Source organism: Geobacillus sp. LYN3, assembly GCF_003064505.1.
GTDB lineage: Bacteria > Bacillota > Bacilli > Bacillales > Anoxybacillaceae > Parageobacillus_B > Parageobacillus_B toebii.
Window position 1 is genome coordinate 2,581,001 of sequence record NZ_QCWL01000001.1, and the last position, 12,855, is coordinate 2,593,855.

Consider the following 12,855-nt stretch of genomic DNA (forward strand, 5'->3'; position numbering starts at 1 on the left):
CCCCTGCCCACTTTGGTCCAAGCAGGAGATGAAGATTTCTTCGCTTCAACTTGATGAAAACGATCGCCATAACAAAAGTTCCCTGTTGCGTACAGAGAACTTTTATGGGGCAAAATAGTGATCGATGGCGGTTTTTAATTCTTCCCATAACGGCACCTGCCGTCGCTCCAAATAAAGCAATAACGCTTCAACAATAAATTTTCTCACTTCGTCTGCCTCACTAAACTCTTGCTTTAACGCCTCTAGCGAGCGGCCAATATCCTCTTCCACCCCACCGTTTCTCTGTAACATTTCGATCATTTGGTGAATGCAATCGATAATTTGCTGCCGTTTCCGGTGTTTATTGGCTTGTTCGACACAAAGATAATCGTGCATGACTTCCATCGTTAACAAAGGCTCTTCTCTTTCTGACATACTCGCTACAATCGCGTCCATTCGTCGAAGTAAAAACGGCGCCATCTTCGACAGATGAAGCTCTTTTCGGTCAATCGCTATGTAAAACAAATATTCTTTCAGCATCCCGTTTAGCATCGTCGCACAGTCTAGTGAAAAGTTGCTCACTTTTTCTCCGTATATTTCTTCGATTGCTTGTCGATACCAATTGAGCATTTTCGCTCGAATAAGAAAAACAAGTTGACGAATTTCATCATTGACTTTCACCGCTTGTTCTCCCATATGCATCTGCACGAGTTCTTTATGGCGATAAAATTCTTCTATTTGAATCGATAGCTGCTTTTCAAATTTTTCCCGCGCTGATAATGTTTCATCATGAGCAATATCACTAATTTTTTGAAATAAGACATCATAGTGATAACGAAAAATAGAAACGGCGATTTCTTCTTTTGATTTAAAATAATTATAAATCGAGCCTTTCGCCATTCCGCACTGTTCAGCAATTTCCTGCATCGACGTGGCATGATATCCTTTTTGCGCAAATAATTTCATTGCCGCTTGAATAATTTCTTCTTTTCTATTCAATGTTTTCTCCTTCCTTATTTATCATTAATGTTATTATAATGGATTTCCTCGTGAAAAAAAAACGAAACACACATAAGGAAAGGACGGCTCAACAAAACGAGCCATCCTTTGTTCACTGTTTTATTCGTTCCGCTTTCGCTTGACGAATAAAGAATAACTCATACATAACCGGAATGAGAATCAACGTTAACAAGGTCGAAGAGGTGAGACCGCCGATGACGGTAATCGCCAATCCTTTGGAAATCAATGTTCCAGACTCCTTAGTCAGCGCCAATGGGATAAGAGCAGCCACTGTCGCAAACGCCGTCATTAAAATCGGGCGCAAACGCGTTTTTCCGGCTTCAATAATCGCTTCGCGAACTGTCATTCCTTTTTGTTCACGGTTTTGTCCAATCCGATCGACAAGGACAATGGCGTTCGTCGTTACAATTCCAATTAACATTAATAATCCAATCATAACGCTGATAGACAGCGGCTCTTTCGCGATATATAGACCAAGAAGCGAGCCAATCGGCACGAAAATAAGGGATGACAGAATGATAAACGGAATGCGCGCTTTCCCAAACGTGACGAGCATCGTAATATACACAAGACCGATGGCGATCAGCATGGCCATGCCAAGCTCTTGAAATGTTTGCACCGTCTCGTCGCTGCCGCCTCCGCCTTCTAGCGAAACATCATTCGGCAAGTCAAGATCGTTTTTCACATGGCGGATCACATCGTTCGTGACCTTTTGAATGTTGTCGCCAACAATTTGCGCTGATACGCGGGCAAACACTTTCCCGTCCAATTTTTGAATTGACGTATACGTATCCACTTCTTTGACGGACGCTAGTTCAGAGACGGGAACAAATCCTCGTTTCGTAAAGATTACCGTATTCTTTAGTTCGTCTACGGAATCAAGATTCTGATTATACGATAATTGAACCGTCCGCTCTGTTCCGTCTAGTTTTAATTCCCCAACTTCCACCGATTTCGTTGCATCAGCGATCGTTCCCATTATTTGAAAACCGGAAACTCCGTACGCCGCTGCTTTTTCCGGATCAATATCGATAATGATTTGCTTTTGCTTTTCAGAGAAATTGTTCGTTACATATTTCAAATCTTTGCGTTGATTTAAATATGTTTCTACTTGTTTTGCCGCCTTTTGCAGAGAAGTTAAATTCGTAGAGTACAAATCAATATCAATATTGTTATTTGACGGCGGTCCGCCGACATCCATTTCACGCACGTCCAATTTCGTCCCTGGCGCTTCTGTTTCTACGATTTCTTTCATGTTTTTTTCAAGCTTTTTCATAAATGATGCAACTGGGACATTATCTTTTAAGTTGATAAAATAGTTTGCTTGGTTTTGCCGCTTTAATCCAGTGCGAAAATCACGGCTGCCAATCGCTGCGGTCACGTCCTTAATTTCTTTTTGCTCATCAAACATGTTTTCAATTTTTAATGATACATCGTTCGTTTTTTCGAGCGATGTAGAAGACGGAAGTTCAATGCTTGCGACAAGCGTCTTCTGCTCTTCATTCGGCAAGAAGGTAAATCCCAATGCCGGCACAAGCGCAAACGAACCTCCAAGCAACACAACGGATAGCGCCAAAATCATCGCCTTGCGGTTCAATGACCATGCAATGATTTGCCCGTAGACACGTTGAAGAACCCCTTCTTTTTCTTCTGGCGGAACTTTTTTGAACGAAAATTTCGCCAAAATTGGTACGATCGTAACGGCAACGATTAAAGACATGAACAGGGCGAATACAATCGTTAATGCAAACGGCAAGAAAAATTCACCCGTAATTCCGCCGACAAAACCGAGCGGCAAAAAGACAACAACGGTCGTAATCGTCGATGAGGTAATCGCTTTTAATATTTCTTTTGTCGAATCTTCAATCAGTTCATCCGTCATCCCAGTTTTCGCTTTGCGGACGCGGCGGAAAATATTTTCAATCACGACGATGCTGTCATCGACCACACGCCCTACCGCTACCGCCATTCCTCCAAGCGTCATGACGTTTAAGGAAATATCCATCCGATTCAAGAAAATGGAAGCCACTAATAATGAAAGTGGAATCGAAACGATAGCGATGATCGTCGCGCGAACGTTGCGCAAAAACACAAGCACAGAGATAGATGCAAACAGCGCTCCTAACAATCCTTCACGGACAAGCGATTCGACCGATTTTTTAATTCCTTCCGCGGAATCAAAACCAATCGTGTAATCGAATTGGTCCTTATACGAATCAAGCACATGAATCACTTTGTCCGCCACTTCCACCGTATTGGCGTCTTGCTTTTTCGTAACAGCCATTGACAATGATTCTTTTAAATTGTAACGGGTGAACTCCGACCGATCGGCGACTGTTTCGATTGTTGCGATGTCCTTTAACTTGATCGCTGGTTTGATTTGTGGCGCATCAGGCACTGATTGTACGAACGGCGATGTCAGCGTCATATTTTCGAGTTCTTTCACCGTTTCCAGCTTTTCCTGCACACGAATAGGAATTTGCAAAGCATCGGTATGGACGCTGCCAGCGGGAAAAGAAATGTATTTTTCGTTAATTTGATCTTTAATTTGCGACAGCGTTAACCCCGCCTGCAGTGCTTTTTGTTTATCGACAGTAATTTGTACGACCTCTTCCTTCATTCCTCCGACAGACACGGAATTAATCCCGTTAATTTTATTTAACTCAGGAATTACTTCGCTTTCTAATATTTTTTGCAAGTCCACATCTTTTTTGGCGAATAAGGAAATATTAAAAATAGGGAGAGTCCCAAACGAAAAACGATTTATTTTCGTTTGAACATTTTCTGGAAGCTTTGCGTCTTTGATTAATGTATCTACTTGGCGTTCCACTTCATCCATATCCGTATGAAACGGAAATTCAAGATTAATAATGGCAATGCTCTCATACGAAGAGCTTTGCATCTGCTTTAGCCCCTCAATGGACTTTAGTTTTTCCTCCAGCTTGGAAGTCACTTGATCGTTAATATCTTGCGGCGATGCGCCTGGATAAACGATTTCAATCGATAGCTGCGGAAACTCAATGCTTGGAAGCAAATCTACCTTCAAAGAGGAAAAAGAATATATCCCCCCAACAATAAGCAAAAAAGAAATAATGAATATGGCAGCAGCATTTTTTAAGCTAAACTTTGTTAAAAAATTCGTCTTTTCCCCTCTCTTTCATTGATTTTACGACCAATCATTCAAATCATATTCCAACCGACCAGTCGTAATAATGCAGATCAATTATAAAAGATTCCTTATAAACTTTCAATTGGATGAAATGTAAAAAAATATAAAGTTTAAATTTGCTAATAAGAGGAAAGACTATAATCTATCTAAATCTATTTGCGGGGTGTAGGGAAATGAAAACACGACAAGATGCTTGGACACATGAAGAAGACGTTATATTGGCGGAAACGGTATTGCGGTATATTCGTGAAGGGGGAACACAACTTGCTGCGTTTGAAGAAGTTGGAGATCGCCTGAATCGGACAGCGGCAGCATGCGGATTCCGCTGGAACGCTGAAGTACGAAAGCGATACGTGGAAGCAATTGAATTAGCAAAAAAACAGCGAAAAGAACGGAAGCGAGCATTAGAACAAGCGAAAAAAATGCAGCAATCAGAAAATAAAGCACAGCCGCTTTCTACCAATTTCGTCTCTTTCCAACAAGAAACATCCGCTTTTCTTACAGAACCTTCCATTACGCTCGAACAATGCATTGCTTTTTTACAGACATTAAAATCTGATTATGAGCGTTCCGAAACGATCCAAATGGAAAACAAACGGTTAAATAATGAAAATGCACAATTGCGGACGCGCAACGAGGAACTGCAAAAAAAATTAGAGCGTCTTGAAGAACAACAATCCACTATTAAAGAAGATTACGAGGCATTAGTAAAAATTATGGAACGCGCTCGCAAACTGATCGTAGATGAAGAATACGGTGTACAGCCAGCCCATATTTTCCGAATGGATAAAAACGGAAATCTAGAACACATCGCCCACTCTTGATAAAACGTCGCAGAAAACGATCTGCGACGTTTTTATTCTTCTCCAACACGATAAATTTTAATATCTTTCAATAGTTCACGTACAACGTATGAAGCCATAATAAGTCCCGCTACTGATGGAACAAATGCATTCGAAGATGGCGGCATTTGCGCTTTGCGAATTGGAGATTGGTCATTCCCTACCACTTTACGGACATCTTCGCGAATAATAATTGGCCTTTCATCAGAAAACACAACTGGAATACCGCTCCGAATCCCTTCTTTGCGCAATTTGGAGCGAATTATCTTTGCGATCGGGTCCGTATGGGTTTTCGAAATATCCACGATGCGGAAGCGTGTCGGATCCATTTTATTGGCTGCGCCCATGCTCGAAATAATCGGGATATTGCGCTTTAAACATTCTTTCATTAAATGGACTTTATATATGATCGTATCGGAAGCATCAATAACAAAATCAAGATCATAGCTAAAAAATTGCTCATATGTTTCTTCTGTATAAAACATTTGCAAAGCGATGACTTCACATTCCGGATTGATATCAGCAATTCGTTCTTTCATTAATTCCACTTTCGGACGGCCAATGGTGGAAAGAAGCGCATGAATTTGCCGGTTAATATTTGTAATATCAACATTATCCCGATCTACAAGAACAAGGCGTCCGATGCCGGAACGCGCCAACGCCTCAACAGCAAAGGAACCGACTCCGCCGACGCCAAGAACGGCAACCGTTGCATTTTTTAATTTTTCCAATCCTTCTTTTCCTATTGCTAATTCGTTCCGCGAAAATTGGTGTAACATGTATATCCCCCGTCACATAAATATTGCTTCCATAACGCTTTTTATCCTACAATAACAATTCCCTAAATTTCAATCTAAATTTTTGGTAAAACAAAAGAAATCCCTATGTAAAGAGCAATCTTTACATAGGGAAGTTTTTCAAACGATATATAACAATAAACTAACGTATAAGTCCCAATCGTGCCGTCGATGCCTTCGTTTTGAACCCGCTCCAAGCAGGTGGGTGCCCTGTTCCAAGGTTTGCACTTCCTCCCTCGTCAAAGGCATGTACGCTGCTTGGAAACTCCGGGCTCCCGTATAACTTATTGTTCGGTCAAAACAATAGGTTATACGACGAACACATCAGGACTATGCTTCTTTATTTAGATTTTATCATACATTTTACATCTTTTCAACGAAACAACTAATATTGCTCACTCTTTTTTTCCGAGTTAACAACTAAATGTAATTCTTCTAGCTGTTGTTCACTAACTGGGCTTGGCGCCTCTGTTAGCAAGCAGCTTGCACTTGCTGTTTTTGGAAATGCGATCGTATCGCGCAAGTTCGTTCGTCCTGCCAACAACATGACAAGACGGTCCAAGCCTAGCGCAATCCCTCCATGCGGCGGGGTGCCATATTCAAATGCTTCTAATAAGAAACCAAACTGCTTACGCGCTTCTTCTTCCGTAAATCCTAGGGCGCGAAACATCTTTTCCTGAACTTCCCGCTCAAAAATACGCATCGAACCGCCGCCGAGTTCATAGCCGTTTAACACAAGGTCATATGCCTGTGCCCGTACTTTTTCTGGATTTGTCTCTAATTGTGGCAAGTCTTCACGCACTGGCATGGTAAACGGATGATGCGCCGCGTAATAACGCCCGTCTTCTTCATCATACTCTAACAGTGGCCAGTCTGTAATCCAAAGGAAATTAAATTTCGTTTCATCAATTAAATTTAAATCTTTTCCAAGTTTTACACGCAACGCGCCAAGCGCATTGGCAACCACCGTCTTATGATCGGCAACAAACAGCAATAAATCGCCGGCTTCTGCCTCAAGCGTTCGAATCAGTCCGTTTTGTTCTTCTTCTGTGAAAAATTTAGCGATTGGTCCTTTCAATCCATCTTCTTCCACTTTCAACCACGCCAGTCCTTTTGCCCCGTAACGCGCGACAAACTCAGCTAGCGCGTCGATGTCTTTGCGCGAATATTGATCTGCTGCTCCTTTTACATTAATCGCCTTTACTTGTCCTCCGTTTGCAATGGCGCCTGCAAATACTTTGAAGGAAGAATTCTTCACGATTTCCGATACATCGACAAGTTCTAGACCAAAGCGCGTATCCGGCTTGTCCGAACCATAACGGCTTATTGCCTCATCGTAAGACATGCGCGGGAATGGCAAGGAAATGTCGATTCCTTTCGCCATTTTCATGACATATGCCATCATTCGTTCCGTTAGCTGCATAATCTCTTCTTGGCTCATAAACGATGTTTCAATATCAATTTGGGTAAACTCTGGCTGACGGTCTGCACGTAAGTCTTCGTCACGGAAACAACGAGCAATTTGATAATATCGTTCGAATCCCGCTACCATTAAGAGCTGCTTAAATATTTGCGGCGATTGCGGAAGCGCGTAAAACTCGCCTGGATGAACGCGGCTTGGCACTAAATAGTCACGCGCCCCTTCCGGCGTGCTTTTCGTTAAAATTGGCGTTTCCACTTCCAAAAAGCCTTCTCCGTCTAAAAAGTCGCGAATAGCCTTTGTCACTCGGTGCCGCAATTGCAAAGTACGAAACATAACCGGGCGGCGCAAGTCTAAATAACGATATTTAAGACGCACTTCTTCAGCTACGTCCGTTTGATCCGTGATGACAAACGGCGGTGTTTTTGCTTCGTTAATGATGGTTATACGCTCTGCTTGAATTTCAATTTTTCCTGTCGGAAGATTTGGATTGATCGTTCCCTCCTCCCGGGCAACAACGGTGCCTTCCACACTCAATACGTATTCATTCCGCACTTTTTCTGCCACATTCAGCGCTTCTTTTGACACTTCCGGACTGAACACGACTTGCACGATTCCCGTCCGGTCACGAAGATCGATGAAAATCAGCCCGCCAAGGTCGCGGCGTTTTTGTACCCAACCTTTTAAAACCACTTTTTCCCCAATCGCTTTTTCGGTGATTTCACCGCAATAATATGTCCTTCCAAACACGCTCTCATCCCTCCTATGACAATCTTTCTTTTAAATAATCGACGACAGAATGTAGCGGTACTTCTGTTTGCTCTCCTGTGCTCATCTCTTTTATATTGATTACTTCTTTTGCGAGTTCATCATCGCCGAGAATCGCCACAAACTTGGCGTTCAAGCGGTCTGCCGATTTTAATTGCGCTTTTATTTTCCGGTCCTGATAATCTTTATCAGCGACAATTCCAGCTTTTCGCAGCTTGTGAACAAGTAATATGGACTCATCTTTTGCTTTTTCGCCAACAGCGACAACATAGCAATCAATGCCTTCGCTAATCGGCAATGTAATCCCTTCTGCCTCTAAAGCGGCGAGCAACCGCTCAATACTTAGCGCAAATCCAATCCCAGGTGTTTCTGGCCCGCCTATTTCTTGCACCAACCCGCTATAGCGACCTCCACCGCATAACGTTGTAATCGCTCCAAATCCTTCTGCATCACTCATAATTTCAAACGTCGTATGATGATAATAATCTAATCCGCGTACGAGGCGAGGATCTACTTCAAATGGAATTCCCAATTTCGTTAAGTAAGCTTTTACTTTTTCAAAATAATGCCGCGATTCATCGTTTAAATAATCGAGAATCGATGGCGCCGTTGCCATTAATTCATGGTCACGGTCTTTTTTGCAATCTAAAATGCGAAGCGGATTTTTTTCCAGACGCACCTGGCAATCTTCGCAAAGTTCATGAATCCGGCTTTTAAAATGATCGATCAGCGCTTGACGATGCGCTTTTCGGGTTTCTACATCCCCTAGGCTGTTAATGACCAGTCTTAATTTTTTTAATCCTAACGATCGATACAATTCCATCGCCATTGCAATAACTTCCGCGTCAATCGCCGGATCATTGCTTCCAATCGCCTCCACACCAAATTGAACAAATTGACGGAACCGCCCTGCCTGCGGCCTTTCGTAGCGGAACATCGGACCTATGTAATATAACTTAATTGGCTGATTTGGATTGCCGTACATTTTATTTTCAACGAACGAACGCACAACCGGCGCAGTCCCTTCCGGACGAAGCGTCATGCTTCTTCCCGCCCGGTCTTCAAACGTATACATTTCTTTTTGCACAATATCCGTCGTATCGCCAACACCGCGCAAAAATAATTCGGTATGTTCAAAGATCGGAGTGCGAATTTCATGGTAATTGTAACGTTTGCAAATATCACGCGCTATTTTTTCAACATATTGCCACTTTTCTACTTCACCAGGCAAAATATCCTGCGTTCCTCGCGGAATTTGAAAAGCCATAAACAAACCCTCCTTCTCCAAAAATAAAAACGCCCTTCTTCCCTACTTATAAATAGGGACGAGAGCGTTGTTCCCGTGGTGCCACCCTAATTGAAGCAAAAAGCTTCCACTTATTACCGATAACGCGAGATTCGCGTTCCCTTTTACTGGCGCAAATGACGCGTTCAAAGGGAAACCTACGGAGTGTCTTTCGTTAAGTCATCATGGAGAAATGCTTCCAGCCTAAGGCATTTCCTCTCTGGCCATGTGTATTCTTAACTACTTTTCTCCGTCATTGGTTGTTATTATATACAATTTTTATAACCTATCTTACGAATGAAAATTCACTTTGTCAAGGAAAAAATGACACTTTTCAAGAACGAAACAGTTGTTTTTTTAGTTTTTGTACGTCTCTTAGCGTCAATCCAAACTCTGACGCTAATTCAAATGCTGTATGTTCCGCCTCTTTTCTCATAAATTCGTGAAAATCAATATGAAACAGTTCACTTGCTCTTCGATGCGCAAACTCTCCTTTCGCGCTATGCCGCAATTTTGCTCATCCTTCCTCTGTGCTATATTCTTTTTTATTTTTTCCCATTTAGATAAAAAATAAAAAAGAATTTGGCCGCTTTGAAAGGATAAAAAAAAGCGGGCGAACATTATTTGTTCCCCGCTTTTTCCTTACTTTCTACAATCAAAGTGACAGGACCATCATTAATTAATTCCACTTCCATCATCGCTCCAAACTTTCCCATTTCAACACGGATGCCTTTTTGACGAAGCGCTTCGTTCATCGCTTCATAAATTGGCAATGCATGATCCGGTTTCGCCGCTTCCATAAAGTTCGGGCGCCGGCCTTTTCGGCAATCGCCATACAAGGTAAATTGCGATACGGATAAAATTTCTCCGCCAACGTCCAGCACGGAGAGATTCATTTTTCCGGATTCATCCTCGAAAATGCGCAAATGTGCGATTTTATCTGCAATAAACGCTGCATCCTCAACCGTATCGCTATGAGTGACGCCAACCAGAAGAACAAGACCATGGTCAATGGAACCGACAACTTCCCCATTCACTGTCACTTTTGCATGTTTTGCCCGTTGTACTACTACTCTCATCACACTTTTCCTTTCTAATTATTCATGATTCGCTGTACTGAGTAAATATCTGGTATTTGTTTAATTCGATCGACCACTTTTTGTAAATGGCTAATATTGCGAATGGCAATCGTCATATGAATAGTTGCGATTTTATTGCGGTGATCGGATCTTCCTGAAACAGCCGAAATGTCCGTTTTCGTTTCATTTACCGCTTGCAGCACTTCGTTTAACAACCCGCGGCGGTCAAAACCAGTAATCTCAATCTCCACGTTATATTCGCGATTTGATTGTACATCACTTTCCCATTCCACCGAAATTAAGCGGTCTAATGCCTCTTCTGTCTGCACATTTGGACAATCAGCACGATGAACTGATATTCCGCGTCCTCTTGTAATAAAGCCGATGATTTCATCCCCAGGAACTGGATTACAGCAACGCGACAAACGAATAAGCAAGTTGTCCATTCCTTGCACACGAATGCCGTAATCACGTTTCTTTGCAGTTGGTATTTTCGTTTCTGGTATTGTCTCTGTCAATTTTTTCTGTTGTTCTTCCAAATCACGCTGCTTTCGCCATTTGTCTGTTAAACGGTGAGCAATTTGCGCCGCGGTAATCCCATGATAACCGACCGCGGCGTACATATCCTCTTCGTTCGAAAAATTAAATTTCTCCGCAACGCGCTTGACGTTTTCCGCCGTTAAAATTTCTTTGACATCAAATCCGAGGCTGCGGACTTCTTTTTCGACAAGCTCTCTTCCTTTTTCAATATTTTCTTCCCGTCTTTGCTTTTTGAAAAACTGACGGATTTTATTTTTCGCATGGGACGTTTGCGCCAGCTTCAGCCAATCTTGACTTGGCCCGTACGAGTGCTTCGAAGTCAGAATCTCGACAATGTCGCCTGTCTGCAGCTTGTAATCGAGCGGCACCATTTTGCCGTTGACCTTGGCGCCGATCGTTTTATTGCCAATTTCCGAATGGATGCGATAGGCGAAATCAATCGGCACCGAACCGGCCGGCAATTCGATGACATCTCCTTTTGGCGTAAACACAAACACCATATCGGAGAATAAATCCATCTTCAGCGATTCCATAAATTCTTCGGCGTTGCTCGCATCGTTTTGCCATTCTAAAATTTCACGGAACCATGATAATTTTTCTTCAAACGAATTTGGTTTAATCGTCTTTCCTTCTTTATATGCCCAGTGCGCGGCAATTCCGAACTCAGCGATTTGATGCATCTCAAACGTGCGAATTTGTACCTCTAGCGGTTCTCCTTTTGGACCAATCACCGTTGTGTGAAGCGATTGATACATATTCGGTTTTGGCATCGCAATATAATCTTTGAAACGCCCCGGCATCGGCTTCCAACATGTATGAATGATGCCCAATACGGCATAGCAGTCTTTAATGCTGTTAACAATAATGCGGACAGCAAGCAGATCGTAAATTTCATTAAACTGTTTATTTTGCATGACCATTTTGCGATAGATGCTGTAAATATGTTTCGGTCTTCCGGAAATTTCGCATGGAATAGAAACTTCGTTCAGCCGTTCACGCACTTCTTGAATGACTTCTTCCAAATATTGTTCGCGCTCAGCCCGTTTTTTCTTCATTAAATTCACGATGCGGTAATATTGCTGCGGATTTAAGTAGCGAAGGGCGGTATCTTCCAGTTCCCACTTAATTTTGGAAATTCCAAGGCGGTGTGCCAATGGCGCAAAAATCTCTAACGTTTCATTTGCAATTCTCCGCTGTTTTTCGATCGGCAAATGCTTCAGTGTCCGCATATTATGGAGGCGATCCGCTAATTTAATGAGAATGACACGAATGTCTTGCGCCATTGCCAAAAACATTTTCCGGTGGTTTTCCGCTTGCTGTTCTTCTTGGGATTTATATTTAATTTTTCCTAACTTTGTCACGCCATCTACGAGCATCGCCACTTCGCTGCCGAATTCCCGTTCCAAATCTTCCTTCGTTGCCTCCGTATCTTCGACAACGTCATGCAAAAATCCAGCTGCGATCGTGGCAGGATCCATTTTTAAATCTACTAAAATGCCGGCAACTTGAATCGGATGAATAATGTATGGTTCTCCCGATTTGCGATATTGATCGCGATGAGCGTGGTTAGCAAATTCATACGCCTTCTTAATAAATTCGACATCTCTTTCAGACAAATAGCAGCTTGCCTGCTCAAAGACTTGTTCCGCTGTTAATACCTGTTCGTTGGCCATAGGATCAAATCACCTTTACGTATAATAAAATCATGTATTGATTACTATATTATCATGAAAATTTTTTATAATGTAAAGAGTTATGCAACGCTTGCTGCCTCATGTTAACAATTACCACCATTAGAAACTAATAAGAAAGAGCACTCACTAGAGTGCCCTTTTTATTTATTGTAACGAAATATGACAGCTATGTCGATGGTTAGAATTGCATAACAGCTATGAAGAGTATATTTCAAAGTTTTTCGTCAAAATAGGGATTTTCAAATTATCCACAGTTGGTAAA

8 protein-coding genes, 1 other RNA gene, 1 pseudogene and 1 other annotated feature are annotated in these 12,855 nt (G+C 42.2%); of the genes and pseudogenes, 1 reads left to right on the top strand and 9 read right to left on the bottom strand.

What is annotated here, in order from left to right:
* Positions 1-102: 102 nt before the first annotated feature.
* Both DCC82_RS13585 and DCC82_RS13590 read right to left on the bottom strand, forming a co-directional pair.
* Positions 103-978, bottom strand: coding sequence for a TetR/AcrR family transcriptional regulator (locus DCC82_RS13585; protein WP_015864610.1), 876 nt, complete (start codon positions 976-978; stop codon positions 103-105).
* A 112-nt stretch (positions 979-1,090) separates the two neighbouring features.
* Positions 1,091-4,138, bottom strand: a pseudogene (locus tag DCC82_RS13590) (efflux RND transporter permease subunit); the annotation flags it as partial.
* Positions 4,139-4,341: 203 nt separating this feature from the next.
* Here DCC82_RS13590 and DCC82_RS13595 point away from each other — a divergent pair.
* Positions 4,342-4,992 (top strand): RsfA family transcriptional regulator, encoded by a 651-nt coding sequence (locus DCC82_RS13595; RefSeq protein ID WP_097354781.1) that lies wholly within the window; start codon positions 4,342-4,344, stop codon positions 4,990-4,992.
* Positions 4,993-5,024: 32 nt separating this feature from the next.
* On the opposite strand, the gene DCC82_RS13600 is transcribed toward DCC82_RS13595, so the two are convergent.
* The 7 genes from DCC82_RS13600 to DCC82_RS13625 all read right to left on the bottom strand — a co-directional run bounded on the left by DCC82_RS13600 (position 5,025) and on the right by DCC82_RS13625 (position 12,572).
* Positions 5,025-5,789, bottom strand: coding sequence for a tRNA threonylcarbamoyladenosine dehydratase (locus tag DCC82_RS13600; RefSeq protein ID WP_097354782.1), 765 nt, complete (start codon positions 5,787-5,789; stop codon positions 5,025-5,027).
* 167 nt (positions 5,790-5,956) lie between these two features.
* Positions 5,957-6,141, bottom strand: a non-coding RNA gene (ssrS, locus tag DCC82_RS13605) — 6S RNA.
* A 51-nt stretch (positions 6,142-6,192) separates the two neighbouring features.
* On the bottom strand, positions 6,193-7,977 hold the full coding sequence (aspS, locus tag DCC82_RS13610) for an aspartate--tRNA ligase (RefSeq protein ID WP_015864614.1): 1,785 nt from the start codon (positions 7,975-7,977) through the stop codon (positions 6,193-6,195).
* A gap of 13 nt (positions 7,978-7,990) precedes the next feature.
* On the bottom strand, positions 7,991-9,262 hold the full coding sequence (hisS, locus tag DCC82_RS13615; protein ID WP_015864615.1) for a histidine--tRNA ligase: 1,272 nt from the start codon (positions 9,260-9,262) through the stop codon (positions 7,991-7,993).
* A gap of 51 nt (positions 9,263-9,313) precedes the next feature.
* Positions 9,314-9,546 (bottom strand) — a binding site (T-box leader).
* Between the two features lie 68 nt (positions 9,547-9,614).
* Complete coding sequence (locus DCC82_RS17705) at positions 9,615-9,791, bottom strand: hypothetical protein (protein WP_015864616.1); 177 nt, start codon at positions 9,789-9,791, stop codon at positions 9,615-9,617.
* Between the two features lie 109 nt (positions 9,792-9,900).
* The gene (gene dtd, locus DCC82_RS13620; protein WP_108430383.1) at positions 9,901-10,359 is read right to left on the bottom strand and encodes a D-aminoacyl-tRNA deacylase; all 459 of its coding nucleotides are present in this window, start codon (positions 10,357-10,359) and stop codon (positions 9,901-9,903) included.
* A 14-nt stretch (positions 10,360-10,373) separates the two neighbouring features.
* Positions 10,374-12,572, bottom strand: coding sequence for a RelA/SpoT family protein (locus tag DCC82_RS13625; protein ID WP_015864618.1), 2,199 nt, complete (start codon positions 12,570-12,572; stop codon positions 10,374-10,376).
* Positions 12,573-12,855: the final 283 nt, after the last annotated feature.